The sequence below is a fragment of the Paenibacillus nicotianae genome (assembly GCF_042681745.1).
Lineage (GTDB): Bacteria > Bacillota > Bacilli > Paenibacillales > Paenibacillaceae > Saccharibacillus > Saccharibacillus nicotianae.
In genome coordinates this window covers 2035087-2055121 of the sequence record NZ_JBHUGF010000010.1, presented here as the reverse complement: position 1 = coordinate 2055121, position 20035 = coordinate 2035087, and the positions used below count along the sequence as shown (strand labels likewise).

The following is a 20035-nucleotide window of genomic DNA, read 5'->3' as shown; positions in this document are numbered from 1 at the left end:
TATGGTAGGGAATATTAAAATTAATCTCTGGTTAGGCTTTATCGGTTTTTTGGTTACTTTTTTTGCTTCTATCGAAAACAATTTATGGACCACAAGTTTATTTAGAGGGGTTTTAGGATTCGCATTATGGTTTTTATTGGCATTCGTGTTGCGCTTTGTTTTGGGGATTCTAGCCAATCCTGCAAGCGCAACAACGAATAAGCCTTCTAGTCCTGCTTCTTCGGGAAATGATTCAACTTCTTTTTCCGCAGATGATCCGAACAGAGGCAGCCAATTTGATGTAGTCACACCTGATCAAGATCAGGAATTAAGTGATCTGCTAACACCGAAACCAACAGACACAGTGGAAAAAGATAGCTTTGCTCCTCTTAATCCACCAAAACTGGTTTCAACCAAGCAACAAGATCCGGAGGAAATGGCGAAGGCTGTTCGTCACCTGACACAAAAGTAAGGAAGGTGAAAGCAATTGAGCGAGCAAAAAGCAACCCATCTAAATCATTCAGAGTTGTGGGTACAGTGGAAGGAGTATGGAAACGTCGAAGCCAAGAAGAAGCTGATCGAAAACTACTATGGCACCGTTGAATATGTTTCCAGCCGCCTTGCGATTGGATTGCCCAAAAATGTCTCTAAAGATGATCTAATGAGTAATGGAGTTATGGGGTTAATTGACGCAATTGAAAAGTTTGATTACAAACGTGGACTTCAGTTTGAAACATACGCTTCTTGGAGAGTACGTGGTGCGATATTGGATGGTCTTCGTCAAGGAGATTGGGTTCCAAGATCGGTACGTGAAAAAGCACGTAAAATTGAAGATGCTTATCAACAATTGGAACAAAAATATCTACGCTCTGTATCGGATGCAGAAATTAGTAACTATTTGGATATTACAGAAAAAGACTTTCAAAATATGCTTCAAGATGTAGCAGTGATGACGATTACTTCTTTGGAAGATCCTATTCGTGAAGAAGAGTCAGAAACAAGAATGTCTTTGATAGTAGATGAAAAAGCCAAAAATCCAGATCGTGCTGTAAACGATTTTGTACTTAAAGAATCGCTTATGAAAGGCATAGAAAAGCTTACCGATAAAGAGAGAACGGTTGTATCACTACTTTATTATGAAGACCTATCACTCAGTGAGATTGCTGAAGTCATGTCATTATCACCATCAAGAATCTCTCAACTTCATTCCAAAGCTATTCTACGATTACGTGGAGCACTGGATAAGCAAAAAGGTCTATTAATGCAAGACATGTGAGACGCCGCTACTTGTATGAAAGGGTGAATTAGGCGTGACCTCTCAATTAGCAATAGACCCGTATCTAAAAGTTATTTTTTCTGATGATAAATCTGTCGCTTATTTGGAATTTACTAAGTTTGACCAAGAATTTGAATGCACAGCCGAACAACTGGAGGGATTTTTGCGTACGCAAGGCTTGAGTAATGGAATTGATTCAATGATCTTACAACAAATTTCTAGTAATCCTGAAGCTTATACTTTGGACAAAGTGATCGTTGCTCAAGGTCAAAAGCCAGTGAATGGAATAGATGGAAGAATTGAATACACTGTATCATTTGATGATATTGGTAAAAGACCACTCGAAACTCAAGATGGTAAAGTAGATTATAAAGAATTAGTGCAGTTGAACAATGTTCGTAAAGGACAAATGATTGGCAAAAAAATTGATCCTATTCCTGGTGAAGATGGCATATCGGTTATAGGTGAACCTATTCCTTACAAAGCAGGAAAAGAAGCTCGATTTAAAGTAGGTAAAAATATTGTATTAAATCCTGAGCATACTATAATATATGCTGCTCTAGATGGTATGATATCTTTAACCGAAAAAAGTAAAATCAATGTGTTTCCTGTTTACGAAGTGAATGGAGATATCGATTACCACACAGGCAATATCGACTTTGTAGGGACTGTCGTTATTCGAGGTAATGTTTTATCTAATTTTCGCGTTAAAGCATCTGGAGATATTAGAATTGTTGGCGGTGTAGAAGGCGCAGAGCTTGAAGCCGGTGGTTCAATCGAAATTACAGGCGGAGTGATCGGCTATCATAAAGGGCTGGTCAAAGCAGCAGTCAATGTCAAAAGTTCATTTATCCAGGATGGCAATGTAGAAGCTGGTGAAGCAGTAATCGTTTCTCAAAGCATTATGCATTCCAATGTACGGGCAGGCAAAAGTATTATCTGTAATGGATCTAAAGGATTAATAGTAGGTGGACAATTACAAGCAGGTGAAACAGTTGTTGCGCGAACCATTGGCAATACTAGCTTTACAGTAACGGATATTGAAGTAGGCGTACTGCCAGAATTACGCAATCAATTAGTGATATTACGTAAAGAACTCAAAACGCATGTAGAAAATTTGGAAAAAACAGAAAAAGCACTTCATTTACTAGATCAGCTTGCTTCTGCTGGACAACTGGGTTCAGACAAATTGGCTTTGCGTATTAAATTGTCGGCAACTAAAAAAAGCCAACTGCGTGAACATGATGAAATCAAAGAAAGTATTTGGGAAATCGAAACAACACTTGAAGAATCAGCTAAAGCCAAAGTTGAAGTGATTCATACTATTTTTGGCGGTTCCAAAGTTGTTATCGGTAGATATACCAAATATATTAAGGATACCTCTGAACGTGTTAGCTTCACATATGATGATGGTGATATTGTGATGGTTTCCAACCATTAATTAACCATAAGGTGGGGTGTTTGAAATGAGTCTACGAAATATTGAATTGCAAATTGCTATTCCTAGAACCAGTGAAGTTAGTAAAATTCAACAAGCACATTTGTTGCGTCCAGCAATTGATCAGACTTTACTGGCTGAGCAAATAAATGAGCATACTGAACGTATGCGTAACCGTAGTGGAGAAGTAAGCGAATCATCATCTAATTTTATTCACGATGGAGAAGCTGGAGAGCATCATCATACAGCTAGCGAGCATCATTCAGACGAACACCCTACTCAAGAAGCTACGCCAGCGGAACATCCTTACAAAGGCAAAAATATCGATTTGTCTTTCTAAAATGTAAACCACATAAAAAGTGAGTTGAATGAATTTGCCAGGATGGATATATATTGTTCTGATTGGGGCAGTCGCGATTGTCTATGGATTTTTGTTACCCAAAGCTCGTAATGTGGCAGCTACCGCTCAGTCTATGGCTACTGTTGATAAAGTAGAGGATACATTGGAACATTATATGGCTGAGATTGAGAAAGAGAACGAAGAGATTATTGATCTAGTCTCCAAAATCAAACAAGAATCTACAGCTAAGCAATTAGCACTTCAAGAACAGTTGACCGAAATGAGACAACGTTTGATACAACTAGAACAAAAGCCAGATCCTATTATCATACAATCGGTTGCTCAGCCGATATCTTCTATGCAGAATCCTTCACATATGCCCCCACAGGGCACAGGAACGCAAGGAGATGCTTTGCGAGAGTCCGCGGCGCGAATGGCGCAAGAGCATAGTGAACCGATTGTAGAACAGCAACCGGAGACAACAGAACGTATTCAGGATCGCTATCAAGAACTGTTTGCCCTTTACAAAAATGGGAAGTCTATTGATACGATAGCCAAAACGATAGGTTTGCAACGTGGCGAAGTTCAATTGATTTTGCAGTTGGCCAAGCAGGAGGATCACACGTGATTAAAAATCGTTCTTTGATGATTGGACTAGGAATAGGCATTATTATTGGCGCTGTATTGCTTCAACTTTTCAATATTGGTAAAGGACAAACGATGCTTGATGGTACACAGCTCACAGCGGATCAGATTCGTGAAGCCGCTCAAGCTCAAAATATGCAGGTGTATGCTTCAACAGAGAAAGTCTACAGTAGCGACGAGTGGAAGCAATTGCAACAAGAAGAACAGCAAAAACAAGAAGCAGCCAAACAAGCGAAAGAAAAAGCAAATGGTCAGGCTACTACCAAACAACCGACCAGTGAGCAACCTACAACGCCTGAAGATCCATCAACACCAGAGTCGACAGAAACAAAAACGACAACTAATTCAACAACGCCAAAAACGAGTAATCCAAGCTCTCCGACACAACCGAATGCACCGACTACTTTCAAAATTACAAGTGGAGAAATGTTAAATGATATCGCTTATAATTTAAAAACAGAAGGTGTTATCGATAGTCAAAAAGAATTTGTGAATCGTGTTTCTGAACTCAAAGCAAATACGAAATTACAGGTAGGTACATTTAAGTTAAATACAGGTGAAGATCTGGATTCGATTATTGATAAGATTACGCATGAGCCGTCTCAATAATGTGCTTACTGCATTATTAAGGCGGCTTCACGTCTGAATATGATCCCATATACATAACGATCAATTTGGGTGTTGCGCAATAGCTATTTGATGTGATATATTAACTAATGGTGTTAAAACACACGCATTCTGATTTCAGGTAAAGGTGCTTTTCAGACGAAAAGTTTTACCGAAAGTTGACGTTTGCGGAGGCACACAAAAAACCAAAATAATAGGAGGTACATGGATATGGCAGTTATTTCCATGAAACAGCTTTTAGAAGCTGGCGTACACTTCGGTCACCAAACACGTCGTTGGAACCCGAAAATGGATCGTTACATTTTTACAGAAAGAAACGGAATTTACATCATTGATTTGCAAAAAACAGTGAAAAAAGTTGACGAAGCTTACAACTTTGTAAAATCCATCGCTGCTGACGGCGGTACAGTATTGTTCGTTGGTACGAAAAAACAAGCTCAAGATTCTGTTAAAGAAGAAGCTGAGCGTTCTGGTCAATTCTACATCAACCAACGTTGGTTGGGTGGAACTCTAACTAACTTTGAAACGATCAAAAAACGTATCAATCGTTTGAAAGAGTTGGAAAAATGGGAAGAAGACGGTACTTTTGAAGTTCTTCCTAAAAAAGAAGTAATCTTGCTTCGCAAAGAAAAAGATCGTCTTGAGAAATTCTTGGGCGGTATCAAAAACATGAAAGGTTTGCCTAGCGCGTTGTTCATCATCGATCCTCGTAAAGAGCGTATCGCTGTTGCAGAAGCACGTAAATTGGGTATTCCAATCGTAGGTATCGTTGATACTAACTGTGATCCAGACGAAATCGATTATGTTATTCCTGGTAATGATGACGCGATTCGCGCTGTTAAATTGTTAACTGGAAAAATGGCTGATGCTGTGGTTGAAGCTAACCAAGGCGAGCAAACTGCATAATTGTTTCTATTCATATTATCTTTAAATGAATGACAAAATAAAAAGGGTGGTTGGCAGGTGGATAACCTCTCACTGCCCTTTTTTTAAGATGATGTATAAAAAAACTAAATTTCTAATTATATGGAGGTTACAACAATGGCAGTTAATGCTAGCGCAGTAAAAGAACTTCGTGAAAAAACAGGCGCAGGAATGTTGGATTGTAAAAAAGCGCTTGAAGAAACAAACGGTGATATCGCTAAAGCAGTAGACGTACTTCGTGAAAAAGGTCTTTCTGCAGCAGCTGGTAAAGCTGGACGCGCTGCAACAGAAGGCGTAGTTGAATCTTACATCCACGCTGGTGGTCGTATCGGCGTATTGGTAGAAATCAACTGTGAAACTGACTTTGTTGGTAAAACAGACCAATTTAAAGAGTTTGCACGCGATATCGCTATGCAAATCGCAGCAGCTAGCCCATTGTATGTTCGTCGTGAAGAAGTTCCTACAGAAGCACTTGAGAAAGAAAAAGAAATTTTGAAAGCTCAAGCTTTGAACGAAGGCAAACCAGAAAAAATCGTTGAAAAAATGGTTGAAGGCCGCATCGGTAAATACTATGAAGAGTATTGCTTGATGGAGCAAACTTTCGTTAAAAACCCTGATAAAACAATCGATCAATTGTTGAACGAAAAAATCAGTACAATCGGTGAAAACATTTCTATCCGTCGCTTCGTTCGTTATGAACTAGGTGAAGGTCTTGAGAAAAAACAAGACAACTTTGTTGAAGAAGTTATGGCACAAGTAAATCAATAATCGCGACTAGCGACAAAGCGATTTACAATAACCGGAACACGATTTAAGAATAGAACAGAAGGAAGGGACACAGACTGTGTTCCTTCTTTTGTAAAATCTTATCATTCCGAGAACCTCATGGCAGAGCCGGAACAGGCAGTATTAACGCCCTATCCGGCTTTATTACCATCAGGACTAATTTTCACAAAGTGGAGGGTATACAATTGAATAAACCTGTATTTAAAAGAGTTGTCTTGAAAGTCAGCGGTGAATCATTATCGGGTCAAAACGGATACGGTATTGATGCCGATACAATCGTCTCAATTGCCAATCAGATCAAAGAAGTTGTCGCGTTGGGTGTAGAAGTTGCGATTGTATGTGGAGGAGGCAACATCTGGCGGGGAATCGCGGGTAGCGCAAACGGTATTGACCGCGCGACAGCCGATTATATGGGTATGCTTGCTACTGTAATGAATTCTTTAGCTTTGCAAGATGCATTAGAGCAACTTGAAGTTCCTACTCGTGTGCAGACTTCTATTGCCATGCAACAAATCGCAGAACCCTATATTCGCAGAAGAGCTATTCGTCACTTAGAAAAAGGTCGCGTCGTTATTTTCGCAGCGGGTACGGGTAATCCTTTCTTCTCTACAGATACAACAGCTGCTTTACGTGCTGCTGAAATCGAAGCAGAAGTTATTTTGATGGCGAAAAATAAAGTGGATGGTGTCTACTCAGCAGATCCATTCAAAGATGAAAATGCTCAAAAATTCGAACAGCTTACATACCTGGATATCTTGAACCAGAATCTAGGTGTAATGGACTCTACAGCTTCATCATTATGTATGGATAACAATATTCCACTCATCGTGTTTGCGATTACCGAAGAAGGAAACATCAAACGGGTCGTGCTCGGCGAGAAGATCGGGACGATCGTCAAAGGGAGTGTAGATTAATGCCTCAATCTATCAAAAAAAGTGCTGAAGAACGCATGGAAAAAGCGATTCAAGCATTAAGTCGTGATCTATCCACGCTTCGTGCTGGACGTGCTTCATCTTCTATTTTAGATCGTGTACAAGTTGAATATTACGGTGCTTTGACGCCTCTAAATCAATTGGCAAATATCAGTACTCCAGATTCTCGTACATTGATTATTCAGCCATGGGATAAATCTTCTTTAGCTGATATTGAACGTGCGATTATGAAATCAGATTTGGGTCTTACTCCTGCTAATGATGGTAACATCGTACGCTTGAGTATTCCTGCTTTGACTGAAGAGCGTCGTTCTGAATTGGTGAAATTAACTAAAAAGTTTGGCGAAGAATCTAAAGTAGCGATTCGTAATATTCGTCGTGATGCAAATGACGATATTAAAAAGCTAGAAAAAACAGATATCTCTGAGGACGAATCACGTCGTCACCAAGAAGATGTTCAAAAACTTACGGACAAATTCATTGCGGAAGTCGACAATGTACTTGCTTCAAAAGAAAAAGAGATTATGGAAGTGTAAGAGACTTACGACCCCTCCGAATAGGTGGGGTTTGTCTCTTTTCACTACTGGCATGGAGGAAAAGTGATGCTCAAGCGTGTTCGCTCGTGGTGGAAAAAGGAAGAGCTACAGGTTTCCGCCGAGCTTTCGCAAGATAATATTCCAAAGCATATCGCTATCATTATGGATGGCAATGGACGATGGGCGAAAAGTTTGGGATTACCGCGTGTAATGGGTCATCAAAATGGTATGAAGGCTGTAAAGCGTGCCACAATTGCTGCGGATGACTTGGGAGTTCAATATTTAACCATGTATGCTTTCTCTACTGAAAATTGGAAAAGACCCAAAGAGGAAGTCGACTTTTTGATGAAACTTCCTGGTGAATTTATAGTATCTGAATTGGATGAATTGATTGAAAAAAATGTACAAATTCGGCTGATGGGACACAAAGATGTATTGCCTCCTCATACGATAGAACCTTTAGAAAAAGCGATTCGCGATACGGCTAATAATACAGGGCTGGTACTTACATTTGCTTTGAATTATGGAGGTCGTGATGAGATTACTGAAGGTGTGAAAGAAGTAGCACAAGCGGTACAAAACGGTACAATGCGTATAGAAGATATCACTTCTGAAAGTTTTGAACGCGTTTTGCAATCGTCAGGAATGCCTGATCCTGATTTACTTATACGAACAAGCGGAGAACTTCGCCTGAGTAATTTTATGTTGTGGCAACTTGCCTATACAGAATTATGGTTTACTCCTATTTTTTGGCCAGAGTTTGGCAAGCAACATATGATCGAAGCGGTATTAGAATACCAGCGTAGAACTCGTAGATATGGTGGTTTGAAATGAATGGGAATCTCTGCAATGGCAGGGGATATCCATTTGTTCGGATGGAGGATGGATTGTGAAAGAGCGGATAATCACTGGCATTGTAGCCGGAATACTCTACTTAGGGCTTTGCCTGCTCGGTGGCTATGCTTATCATGGCCTGCTGGTGGTGATGGCTCTTATTGGATATTATGAGTTTGTAATCATGACAAAGTCGACTCCGTTTGGAGCACCGGCAGTAATCGGATATATTGGTGTACTATATATGCTTTTCCCATGGACATTAATGCATCTTGAACCGCCGTTGTCTATTGATCGCAGTATGTGGATTGTAATGCTATTGTTGTTATCCATTACTGTTATTTCTAAAAATAAAGTGGATATCAAACAAATGGCGCTACTGTTTATCGGAGCCGTTTATATAGGTACAGGATTTGCATATATTGCAGATACACGTCAGACACCAGATGGACATGGATTATTCTGGACCTTTATGTTGCTTGCTTCGATTTGGGCTAGTGATATTGGAGCTTATTTTACAGGCAAAATGTTGGGCAAAAATAAGTTATGGCCTTCGATCAGCCCTAACAAAACGGTAGAGGGTGCGATCGGTGGAGTTGTATTTGCTATTGTAGTGGCTGTTATTTTTTCACTGATATCACCAGAATTACTGCCAATGACCAATGCGATATTTATAGGTATTGCGGCGGCTGTAGTAGGACAAATGGGTGACTTGATTCAATCCGCATACAAACGTATCTATGGAATCAAAGATTCTGGTAAATTATTACCGGGTCATGGTGGCATTTTGGATCGTTGTGATAGCTGGTTGATGGTATTTCCTCTTGTTCATATTGCATTACTATTGCCTTTTTAAGTAAGAAAAATGGAAACGATAACCTATTGTAATCTAACGGGGTGCACAATGAAAAAATTAGCTATTCTTGGCTCTACAGGTTCAATCGGTACTCAAACATTAGATGTTGTACGTGCTCATCCTGAAGCTTTTGAAGTGGAAGGACTTGCAGCAGGCAATAATATAGAATTATTCATTCAGCAAGTGTTAGAATTTAAGCCTTCTAAAGTTTCTGTCGGTTCGAAAGAGTCAGCAGAGAAGATCAAACAGCAATTGCCCGCTCATATTCAAGTATTTTATGGAGAGCAAGGACTGATTGAAATTGCAGCCGGAACAGATGCAGATACGGTAGTAACAGCCGTTATGGGCAGTATGGGTCTTCCTTCTACATTAGCAGCGATAGATGCAGGCAAAACAATAGGGTTAGCTAACAAAGAGACTTTGGTAACAGCAGGTCATCTAGTTACTGCTCGTGCTAGACAAAAAGGCGTTCAATTGTTGCCGATTGATAGCGAACATTCAGCATTATTTCAATGTCTAAATGGAGAACCTCGTGAACGTATACATCAATTAACGTTGACTGCTTCAGGTGGTTCATTTCGTGATCGTACACGAGAGCAATTGAAGCATGTGACTGTAGCTGATGCACTCAAACATCCTAACTGGTCAATGGGTTCCAAAATTACGATTGATTCTGCAACGATGGCGAATAAAGGTCTAGAAGTTATTGAAGCACATTGGTTGTTTGATATGCCGTATGATCAGATTTCTGTCTTGCTACATCCTGAAAGTATTATTCATTCGTTTGTTGAATTTGTAGATACGAGTATTATTGCACAACTGGGTAATCCTGATATGCGCGTACCTATTCAATATGCACTAACGTATCCTGATCGTCAGCAAGCTCCTTCTTCACGTCTGTCTTTAGCTCAGATCGGACAGCTTAATTTCCGCGAAATGGACTATGATCGTTTTCCATGTTTGAGTATGGCATTTGAAGCAGGTCGTCTGGGTGGTACAGCTCCGACTGTATTTAATGCAGCGAATGAAATTGCCGTCTCTCGATTTTTGAATGGAGAAATTCCGTTTCTATTGATTGAGGATATTATTGCAGATGCGCTACAACAGCATGAAGTGATTGCGAATCCAGAGCTAGAAGTCATCTATGCTACTGATGCACAGACCAGAGCAAGAGCAAGTGCATTTTCAGTACTATAAGTAGTCAGATATAACGTTAAATAATGAACTGATCATGATATAGACGTTTCGTATCGATTATGCGGTAGTGGTTTTGTATCATTACGATTATGCCTATAACCGGGATTATCAACAGAAATGGAATTTATTTCTTGATGTTCGCCATGCTCTGCTTGTATCAGACCGTACAAAAGTGATAATCTAAAAGTGCAGACCTTCGGTCGCAAGCGAAAAAGGAGGATTTGGCGATTTGGAGACACTTCAAGTAGTAGTTATGACGGTACTCATGTTTTTTATTATTGTAACGGTGCATGAGTGGGGGCATTATTATTTTGCCAAGCGTGCAGGAGTTTTAGTACGCGAATTTGCTATTGGCTTCGGCCCAAAACTGTTTTCATATAAAAAAGATGAAACTGTATTTACATTGCGTTTACTGCCTTTCGGTGGTTATGCACGTATGGCTGGCGAAGATCCTGAACTGGTAGAGATTCAGCCCGGACAGACGATTGCTATTCGCACAGCAAATGAAGTTGTAAAAACGATTTTTGTAGATCAATTAGATAATCGTAAAAATGTAATTCGTGGTGAAGTACAATCGATAGACATTATAGATGATCTTAAAATTGTATTGGATGTTGATGGTGATATTCAGACATTTAACGTAGATCCCAAAGCAATGATGTCGATCAAAGGTCAAGATATTCAGATTGCCCCACGTAATCGTCAGTTTAATAGCGCAACTGTAGGTCAACGTGCGTTATCTATTTTTGCAGGACCTGCTATGAACTTTATTCTTGCTTTTATTCTTTGTCTGATTTTGGTACGTATGACAGGTGTACCTGTAGATAATCCGACTGGTGTTATTTTGGGTCAAGTTACTTCTGATTCTCCTGCTCAATCTAGTGGGCTAATGAAAGGCGATCTTGTTGAAAAGGTTAACGGTACTGCTATTGCCGGAGATTCTGTGAAAATGATCAGTATGATCGAATCTTCTGCCGGAAAGCCAATGCAATGGACGATTGAACGCGGTGGACAAGAGCAGACAGTAACGATTACTCCCAAAGCCAATGAAAAAAATGTAGGTAAAGTTGGTGTGGCTGTAGAACCACAGACTCGTTCAGCTTCATTTGGTGAAACATTTAGCTATGCAGGTGAACGTTTTATCGATATGAGTACAACAATTTTAACAAGTTTGAAAATGTTGATTTTCGGACAGTTCCATTTGAATGATCTTGCGGGGCCGGTAGGTACGATTCAAGTGACTACTGAAGTAGCTAGACAAGGACTTGATAGTATGATTCTTTGGACAGCATTAATCAGTACCAACTTGGGAATATTTAATTTACTGCCTATTCCAGCATTAGATGGAAGCCGTTTGATTTTCTTACTGGTTGAATGGGTACGTCGTAAGCCGCTTGAACCAAGCAAAGAAGGTCTGGTTCATTTAATCGGATTCGGAATGCTATTCTTGCTTATGATTGCTGTAACGTATAATGATATTGTGCGTCTGATCAAAGGTTAATTTTGAACTTTAACATCTAGACAGCCATGATATACTAAAGGAAAGACCTCAGAAGCAGAAGGGTGGAAATGCAACATGTACGCCTCAGCGTAAAGTTGATGGATGTTGCAGTACTCACTCTTTTGCTTCTTTGTCTGAAATCATTCAACAAGCACTACTAATCGTGATACAATAAGATAAAATGAGTGAGCAATAATGATAGATATTTGTGCTAACATTATTGATGTACACTCGCTAAATATTTGGTTACTTACAGGAGGATATCCATTTTTATGTCGAATGATAAGCAGGACAAACAATTTGTAACTGAAATTACACCACAAGGTGAAGACTTCTCACGCTGGTATATTGATGTAATTAAAAAAGCTGATTTGATGGACTATTCACCTGTGCGTGGTTGTATCGTTTTCCGCCCGGATGGATATGAGATTTGGGAGCATATTCAGCAAGATCTAGACCGCCGTTTCAAAGAAACCGGTCATCGTAATGCTTATTTCCCACTATTTATTCCAGAAAGCTTTTTTGAAAAAGAAAAAGAACATATCGAAGGATTTAACCCTGAATTGCCATGGGTTACTGAAGCAGGTGGAGACAAGCTAGAAGAACGTTTAGCGATTCGCCCTACATCAGAAACCATGTTCGGACATATGTATTCCAAATGGATTCAATCGTACCGCGATCTACCTGTATTGATTAACCAATGGGCTAACGTAGTTCGTTGGGAAAAACGTACATTACCATTTTTACGTACAAGTGAGTTCTTATGGCAAGAAGGTCATACTGCTCACGAAACAGAAACAGAAGCACGCGAAGAAACAATGCGTATGCTTGAAGTGTATCGTGACTTTGTAGAAAGTTTCTTAGCAATTCCTGTAATTACAGGTCAGAAGAGCCCTTCTGAGAAATTTGCGGGTGCACGCGATACGTATTCGATTGAAGCTATGATGAAAGATGGACGTGCTGTACAAGCAGGTACTTCTCACTTTATGGGTACTAACTTTGCAGAAGCTTTTGAAATTCAATACTTAAGTCGTGAAAATACGCAAGAGTATGCACATACAACATCATGGGGTGTAAGTACACGTCTAATCGGTGCACTTATTATGGTACATGGTGATGATCGTGGATTAGCATTGCCTCCTAAAGTAGCTCCAAAACAAGTGATGATTATTCCAATTGGCCCTCCTAAAACACGCGATATGGTTGTAGGACGTGCTGATGAATTATTTGCCGAGTTGAAAAAAGCAGGTGTACGTGTAGGTATTGATGATCGTGCAGATGTACGTCCAGGTTGGAAATTTAACGAATACGAGATGCGCGGTATTCCTGTTCGTCTGGAAATTGGCCCTCGTGATATGGAAAATGGAGTATGTGTATTGGTTTCTCGTATTACCGGCGAGAAAAAACAAGTCGCTCTTGAAAATATCGTAACCGAAGTTCAAAATATGTTAGAGCAAGTACAACAAGAAATGTATGATCGTGCACTGGCTTTCCGTCAAGAAAACATGCATGAAGTAGATACATTAGATGAAATGAAAGCTATTATGGAAGAAAAACGTGGCTTCTTTATCGCAGGCTGGGATGGTACAATCGAATCCGAAGCAAAAGTTAAAGAAGAAACAGGAGCAACGATACGTAATATTCCTTTCCAATTGGATGTTCAAAAAGAAAAATGTCTAGTTACAGGAGAGCCAGCGAAACACACTGTTGTATTCGCTCGTGCTTATTAAGATATCCTGTAATAAAAGATCTATTCAAATAGATCGAATACATGTACAATTCAATTTCTAGCTGCTGTTGGTATAGGGCTGAAATGAAAATATAGCTAATGGTTCAAAGCTATTGAAGCAGGCAAGCTTCCAACAGAGTGGAGTAGACGGCAGTCTGATACCAACTTTTGTGGAGGCTTGTTGCTTTTTGGAAAGGGGGATCTTATGAGCGTTAGTGGAGAGAAAAGAACACGTTTTGAACTGTTAATGAATCAGGCACAAGTACCTGCTGGATTAATGGAGCCTCATTTTGCAGATGGAATGATTGATCGTGTAGAGATTAGTCGTAGCAATAAAGAGTGGAAAATCGTCATTGCGAAAGAAACATTAGTAGCCGCGCCCACTTATCGTGCATTTTGTTTGCATATTCAAGAGAAAATGGGGCATATCGCGAAAATTCGTTTTCTTTTTCAATATGATGAAGCTGTAGATGTAGTACAGATTGTAGAAGAATATTGGAATATGTTTTTGGAATGGGTACAACGCGAAATTCCTTCTGTCAATGGTTGGATGACACGTGCTAAATATATGGTAGATGATCATACCGTTACAGTGACAATGAGCGATAATATGTCATTGGAACTTGCCAAAAAGAAACAAATCGATCAAGCAATTATTCGTTTTTATCAGGATTATTTTAATCTGACTTTACGGATCAAGCTTCAAGTCGGTGAAAATACAACAGAAGCAGTAGAAGAATTCCATGTACAGCGTCGTAAAGAAGAACTGGAAGAAATCGAGAAGTTGATGACCAGTATGGAATCTGAGTTTGAAGAAGATACCGACGCAGATGGAGAACCTGTTCGTTTGCAAGTCGGTTATGAAATAAAAGAACAGCCTACACCGTTACAAGATATTCAAGATGAAGAAAAGAAAATTACGATTCAAGGAACGATTTTCGGACTCGAAAGCAAAGAGCTTCGTAACGGCAGTACATTATTTACGTATTTCTTAACTGATTTTAGTGACTCGTTGCAAATGAAGATGTTCGCTAAAAATAAAGAAGATCTCAAAATTATGAATCTACTGGCTAATGGTAAATGGGTGAAAGCTCGCGGTAGAGTAGAATATGATCGCTTTATGACGATTCCAGAACTTGTGATGATTCCATCTGATCTGAGTGAAGTGAAAGCTCCGGCTGGACGTAAAGATGATGCAGATGAAAAACGGGTTGAATTCCATTTGCATACAACGATGAGTTCGATGGACGGCATTACACCGATCGATCAATATGTGAAAACAGCGGCAGCATGGGGACATTCAGCGATTGCTGTTACTGATCATGGCGGGGTGCAATGTTATCCTGAAGCGTATAAAGCTGCCAAAAAGCATGGTATCAAAATCATGTATGGACTTGAAGCGAATGTAGTGAATGATGCCGTAGCGATTGTACTCAATCCTCAACCGATTGATTTGAAAACAGCTACGTATATCGTTTTTGATATAGAGACCACAGGTTTATCTGTAACACAGAACAAAATTATAGAAATTGCAGCAATCAAAATGGTAGATGGCAAAGAGCTGGATCGTTATGCTACCTTTGTTGATCCACACGAACGTATTCCTTATAATATTCAACAGTTAACCAATATTACAGATGAAATGGTTCGCGGAGCGCCAGAGATTGATCAAGTGATTCGTGAATTTGTAGAGTTTGCTGGTGATGGTATTCTAGTCGCACATAACGCGCGTTTTGATATAGGATTTATTCAAGCCACTCTAAAAAATCACGATTTACCAGAAATGGAAAATCCGGTGTTAGATACACTTGAACTAGCACGTTTACTTTATCCAACATTGAAAAATCACCGTCTGAATACATTAACAGCCAAATATAAAGTTTCGCTAGAAAGTCATCACCGTGCGATCGATGATACTATAGCGCTTGGAGGTATCTTGTTCGGCTTATTGAGTGATGCTGATAAAGAGCGCCGCTTAACTCGTTTGGATCGTTTAAATGAATTTGTAGGACAGGATCTATCCAATGTACGTCCTTTCCACTGTGGAATCTATGCATTGAATGAGATCGGTAAAAAGAATCTATTCAAATTAGTCACTTTATCACATACTCAGTATTTCAAACGGGTAGCTCGTATTCCTAAGTCAGTATTGACCGAATATAGAGAAGGGTTAATTGTACTATCAGGTTGTGAAAAAGGAGAGTTTTTTGAAGCGGTTCTGAATAAATCTGTTGAAGAAGCAGAGGAAATTGCTCAATTTTATGATGTATTAGAAATCCAACCGTTAACGATGTATATGCATCTTGTAGATAAAGGATTGGTTGCAAGTCCTCGTGAGCTAGAGATTGCAGTCAATAAAATTTATGATATTGGAGCTAAATTAGAAAAGCCTGTAATAGCTACAGGAAATGTGCATTATTTAGAACCAAGACAAAAATTGTTCCGCGATATTACGATTAACGGGATTACAGGCTTTAGCCCGCTTAAAGATCAGCGTAAACCGGATGCTCATTTGCGTACTACCAATGAAATGCTAGAAGAATTTAGCTTTATGGGCGAAAGCAAAGCAAAAGAAGTTGTTATCACCAATACGCAAGCATTAGCAGAACGTTTTGAAGCATTTGAACTGTTCCCTGATAAATTATTTACACCGATTTTAGAAGGAGCAGACGAAGAAATTCGGAATACTTGTTATGATACAGCGAAGTCGATCTATGGTGAAGAGCTACCAGATGTAGTAGTAAAACGTCTTGAAAAAGAACTAGAACCGATTATCAAGTTCGGATTTTCTGCCAACTATTTGATTTCAGAAAAACTGGTTAAAAAATCGAATCAAGATGGTTATCTAGTAGGTTCAAGGGGTTCTGTAGGTTCTTCAGTTGTAGCAACATTTCTAGGGATCTCTGAAGTAAATCCTTTGCCTGCTCATTATATCTGTACTAATCCAGAGTGCAGACATAGCGAATGGTTTTTAGATGGTAGTATTCCAAGTGGATTTGATTTGCCTGATAAAGACTGCCCTGATTGTAATGGTAAGCTTAAAGGGGAAGGTCAAGATATTCCGTTTGAAACGTTCTTGGGATTTAAAGGGGATAAAGTTCCCGATATCGATTTGAACTTCTCAGGAGATTATCAGCCGAAAGCTCATAATTATACCAAAGAATTATTCGGCGAAAAAAATGTATTCCGCGCAGGTACGATTGGTACAGTAGCCGAAAAAACAGCTTTTGGATTTGCCAAAAAATACGAAGAGTTACATCAAAAGAAATGGCGCAATGCAGAACTCAGTCGTCTGGCTTCTGGATGTACAGGAGTTAAGCGGAGTACAGGACAGCATCCCGGCGGTATCGTTGTTGTACCGGATTATATGGATGTAGAAGATATTACACCGGTTCAATTTCCAGCAGATGATGTAACAGCAGAATGGAAAACCACTCATTTTGATTATCATGCATTTGAAGCGAATTTGCTCAAGCTTGATATACTGGGACATGATGATCCGACAATGATGCGGATGTTGCAGGATTTGACAGGTGTTGATCCGACTAAGATTCCAATGAATGATCCTAAAGTAATGAGTATGTTCAACTCGACAGAAGCACTAGGAATTACAGCGGAACAATTGCGTAGCCCTGTAGCGACGTATGGTGTGCCTGAGATGGGTACTAAATTTGTACGTCAGATGTTGATAGAATCTTTGCCATCTTCCTTTGCCGATTTGTTGCAGATCTCTGGTCTGTCTCATGGAACAGGGGTATGGCTAGGCAACGCACAAGATTTGATCAAAAATAATACATGTAATATCAAAACTGTTATTGGTTGTCGTGATGATATTATGTTGTTCTTAATTTACAAAGCAGGTATGGATGCCAGTCTTGCTTTTAAAATTACAGAGAGTGTACGTAAAGGTAAAGGGTTATCGCAAGAGTGGATCGACGAGATGAAGAAATGCAAAGTACCGCAGTGGTATATTGATTCTTGCCTCAAAATCCAATACATGTTCCCGAAAGCCCATGCGGCTGCTTATGTTATTTCAGCAGTGCGGACAGCTTACTTCAAACTGTACCACCCGATCCAATATTATGCGACCTACTTTACAGTGCGGATTGAAGACTTTGATCCTGATCTATGTTGTCAAGGATACGAAGCCATCTATCGCAAAATTGTAGAGATAGAGCAAATGGGATTCCAAGCACCAACCAAAGAAAAAAATATGATTCCGATGTTAGAAATGGCACTCGAAATGACAGCTCGTGGATTCAAATTTCAACCGGTTGATCTGTATCGCTCGGAAGCCACAACATTTACAGTGGATGAAGATAGCTTGATTCCTCCATTTTCCGCAGTACCGGGTATTGGTGATAATGCAGCACGTAATATTGCAGCTTCACGTCAACATGGAGAATATTTATCGATAGAAGATTTCCAACAGAAGTCCAAAGCAAGTAAAACGATTGTAGAATTGATGACGCAAATGGGTTGCTTCCGCGGCTTGCCAGAAAGCAATCAGTTATCGCTGTTTTAAGAAAGTTTGTGATAAGCTTACATCAAGCGCTAGCGCGGTGTAGTCAAGGTTATTTACTTGTCACTCCTTTGGAATTATGATATAATTTTAAGGTGATAAGGAAGATAAAACCGTTTTGTGAAGAGTGGGGAAACCCACTCTTTACTCTTTGGTATAAGGTTGTTGAATACATTTACAGGAAATAATGACGCAGACGATCGAACCGAGAGACTTAAATTGGTTCGATTTTCTACAAAAAGCGGCAATAATGAATTTGTTCAACAACATGTTTTGCATATAGGATTTTAAGGTGATGGAGGGTTGAATTGTTTGAGCACACCGAAGATTAAAACGACCGTAGAAGAAATGGTACAGCCATTTTTGAGTGAGCATGGCTTCGAGTTGGTCGATGTGGAATATGTAAAAGAGGGTAACAACTGGTTTTTGCGAGTGTTCGTGGATAAGGACGGCGGTATTGATATCGAAGATTGCAGTCGGGTTAGCGAATATCTAAGTGAACAATTGGATGGTAATGATCCGATCTCTGGAGCTTATTTTCTAGAAGTATCTTCTCCAGGTGCAGAGCGTCCACTTAAAAAGAGTGAAGATGTTGCAAAAGCAGTTGGCAAAGATGTTTTTGTAACGACTTATGCACCTTTAGACGGACAGAAGGAATTTGAAGGACGATTGCTTTCATTCGAGAATGAAGAATTGCTGATCGAAGCGGGCAAAAAAACGCACACTATTCCATATGAAAAAGTAGCCAGCGCAAGACTGGCAATCATTTTTTAAACGGTAGTTTTTTGAAAGGGGGAACTTGAAGCACATGAGTATGGAGTTTATTGAAGCAATGAATGAATTGGAAAGAGACAGAGGGATCAGCAAAGACATCCTGTTTGAAGCGATCGAGGCAGCCCTAATTTCCAGTTACAAGCGTAATTTTAATGCGGCACAAAATGTACGTGTTGATATGAACCGCAATACAGGAGTTATCAAAGTATTTGCACGTAAAAATGTAGTGGAAGAAGTCATGGATGTACGTACAGAGATTTCTGTCGTATCTGCACGTGACATTAACCCGAATTTTCAATTGGATGATGTAGCTGAGATCGAAGTCACTCCACGTGATTTTGGACGTATTGCTGCACAAACAGCGAAACAAGTAGTAACTCAACGTATTCGTGAAGCAGAGCGCGGTCTGATCTACAATGCATTTATCGACAAAGAAGAAGATATTGTAACAGGTATCGTTCAACGTCAAGATGCACGTAATATCTATGTAGATCTTGGCAAAATCGAAGCTGTACTTCCTTTAACTGAATTGATGCCTAACGAGAAATTCACGATGAATGAACGTATCAAGGCTTATATCACTAAAGTTGAAAATACAACTAAAGGTCCTCAAATCATTTTGTCACGCACACATCCAGGTCTACTAAAACGTTTGTTTGAACTTGAAGTGCCTGAGATTTTTGATGGCGTAGTTGAGATTCGTTCAGTAGCACGTGAAGCAGGCTTCCGTTCTAAAATTGCTGTGTTCTCACGCAATGAAGAAGTAGATCCTGTTGGTTCATGTGTAGGTCCTCGTGGTATACGTGTACAGATGATCGTTGGTGAACTTCGCGGTGAAAAAATCGATATCGTTCGCTATTCTGAAAGTGTTGAAGAGTATGTGGCTAATGCTCTAAGTCCATCCAAAGTGCTTGAAGTTCAAGTATTTGAAGATGAGAAAATGGCACGTGTGATCGTTCCTGATTATCAACTATCTCTAGCAATTGGTATCAAAGGGCAAAATGCTCGTCTTGCTGCCAAATTAACAGGATGGAAAATTGATATTAAGAGCGAGACGCAAGCAGAAGAAGAGTACGGTCGTCCTAAAGAAGCTGGCGAAGAAATGCATCAAGATTCAATATCGGTTGACTAAACATTTT

Annotated in this window: 18 protein-coding genes; all 18 read left to right on the top strand. The window is 39.6% G+C overall.

Features of this window, described 5'->3' with window-relative positions:
* Position 1: 1 nt before the first annotated feature.
* The 18 genes from ACFSGI_RS13055 (at position 2) to nusA (ending at position 20028) form a co-directional block, all read left to right on the top strand.
* Positions 2–451, top strand: a complete 450-nt coding sequence (locus ACFSGI_RS13055) for a hypothetical protein (RefSeq protein ID WP_204824554.1) — start codon at positions 2–4, stop codon at positions 449–451.
* A gap of 15 nt (positions 452–466) precedes the next feature.
* Complete coding sequence (locus ACFSGI_RS13050; RefSeq protein ID WP_204824553.1) at positions 467–1255, top strand: FliA/WhiG family RNA polymerase sigma factor; 789 nt, start codon at positions 467–469, stop codon at positions 1253–1255.
* Positions 1256–1289: 34 nt separating this feature from the next.
* Entirely contained in the window at positions 1290–2696 is a 1407-nt protein-coding gene (locus tag ACFSGI_RS13045) for a DUF342 domain-containing protein (protein ID WP_204824552.1), read from the top strand.
* 25 nt (positions 2697–2721) lie between these two features.
* The gene (locus ACFSGI_RS13040; protein WP_204824551.1) at positions 2722–3033 is read left to right on the top strand and encodes a hypothetical protein; all 312 of its coding nucleotides are present in this window, start codon (positions 2722–2724) and stop codon (positions 3031–3033) included.
* 28 nt (positions 3034–3061) lie between these two features.
* Complete coding sequence (locus tag ACFSGI_RS13035; protein ID WP_204824550.1) at positions 3062–3661, top strand: DUF6115 domain-containing protein; 600 nt, start codon at positions 3062–3064, stop codon at positions 3659–3661.
* The gene (locus ACFSGI_RS13030) at positions 3658–4287 is read left to right on the top strand and encodes an endolytic transglycosylase MltG (RefSeq protein ID WP_204824549.1); all 630 of its coding nucleotides are present in this window, start codon (positions 3658–3660) and stop codon (positions 4285–4287) included. Before ACFSGI_RS13035 ends, ACFSGI_RS13030 begins: the two co-directional genes overlap by 4 nt.
* 228 nt (positions 4288–4515) lie before the next feature.
* Positions 4516–5211 carry a 30S ribosomal protein S2 gene (rpsB, locus tag ACFSGI_RS13025; RefSeq protein WP_069327352.1) on the top strand — a complete coding sequence of 232 codons (696 nt, stop codon included), beginning with the start codon at positions 4516–4518 and terminating at the stop codon, positions 5209–5211.
* 135 nt (positions 5212–5346) lie between these two features.
* The gene (gene tsf, locus ACFSGI_RS13020; protein WP_204824548.1) at positions 5347–5997 is read left to right on the top strand and encodes a translation elongation factor Ts; all 651 of its coding nucleotides are present in this window, start codon (positions 5347–5349) and stop codon (positions 5995–5997) included.
* Positions 5998–6200: 203 nt separating this feature from the next.
* Positions 6201–6929 carry a UMP kinase gene (gene pyrH / locus ACFSGI_RS13015; RefSeq protein ID WP_204824547.1) on the top strand — a complete coding sequence of 243 codons (729 nt, stop codon included), beginning with the start codon at positions 6201–6203 and terminating at the stop codon, positions 6927–6929.
* Positions 6929–7483 carry a ribosome recycling factor gene (frr, locus tag ACFSGI_RS13010; protein WP_204824546.1) on the top strand — a complete coding sequence of 185 codons (555 nt, stop codon included), beginning with the start codon at positions 6929–6931 and terminating at the stop codon, positions 7481–7483. Before pyrH ends, frr begins: the two co-directional genes overlap by 1 nt.
* 66 nt (positions 7484–7549) lie before the next feature.
* Positions 7550–8317 carry an isoprenyl transferase gene (locus ACFSGI_RS13005; protein ID WP_204824545.1) on the top strand — a complete coding sequence of 256 codons (768 nt, stop codon included), beginning with the start codon at positions 7550–7552 and terminating at the stop codon, positions 8315–8317.
* Between the two features lie 55 nt (positions 8318–8372).
* Positions 8373–9173 (top strand): phosphatidate cytidylyltransferase, encoded by an 801-nt coding sequence (locus ACFSGI_RS13000; RefSeq protein WP_204824544.1) that lies wholly within the window; start codon positions 8373–8375, stop codon positions 9171–9173.
* Positions 9174–9221: 48 nt separating this feature from the next.
* The gene (locus ACFSGI_RS12995) at positions 9222–10370 is read left to right on the top strand and encodes a 1-deoxy-D-xylulose-5-phosphate reductoisomerase (RefSeq protein WP_204824543.1); all 1149 of its coding nucleotides are present in this window, start codon (positions 9222–9224) and stop codon (positions 10368–10370) included.
* Positions 10371–10599: 229 nt separating this feature from the next.
* Entirely contained in the window at positions 10600–11871 is a 1272-nt protein-coding gene (gene rseP, locus ACFSGI_RS12990; protein ID WP_204824542.1) for an RIP metalloprotease RseP, read from the top strand.
* Positions 11872–12143: 272 nt separating this feature from the next.
* Entirely contained in the window at positions 12144–13601 is a 1458-nt protein-coding gene (gene proS, locus ACFSGI_RS12985; RefSeq protein ID WP_204824541.1) for a proline--tRNA ligase, read from the top strand.
* Positions 13602–13805: 204 nt separating this feature from the next.
* The gene (locus tag ACFSGI_RS12980) at positions 13806–18125 is read left to right on the top strand and encodes a PolC-type DNA polymerase III (protein ID WP_204824540.1); all 4320 of its coding nucleotides are present in this window, start codon (positions 13806–13808) and stop codon (positions 18123–18125) included.
* Between the two features lie 309 nt (positions 18126–18434).
* Positions 18435–18896, top strand: coding sequence for a ribosome maturation factor RimP (gene rimP / locus ACFSGI_RS12975; protein ID WP_204824539.1), 462 nt, complete (start codon positions 18435–18437; stop codon positions 18894–18896).
* A 34-nt stretch (positions 18897–18930) separates the two neighbouring features.
* The gene (gene nusA, locus ACFSGI_RS12970) at positions 18931–20028 is read left to right on the top strand and encodes a transcription termination factor NusA (RefSeq protein ID WP_204824538.1); all 1098 of its coding nucleotides are present in this window, start codon (positions 18931–18933) and stop codon (positions 20026–20028) included.
* The last annotated feature ends 7 nt before the right edge of the window (positions 20029–20035 follow it).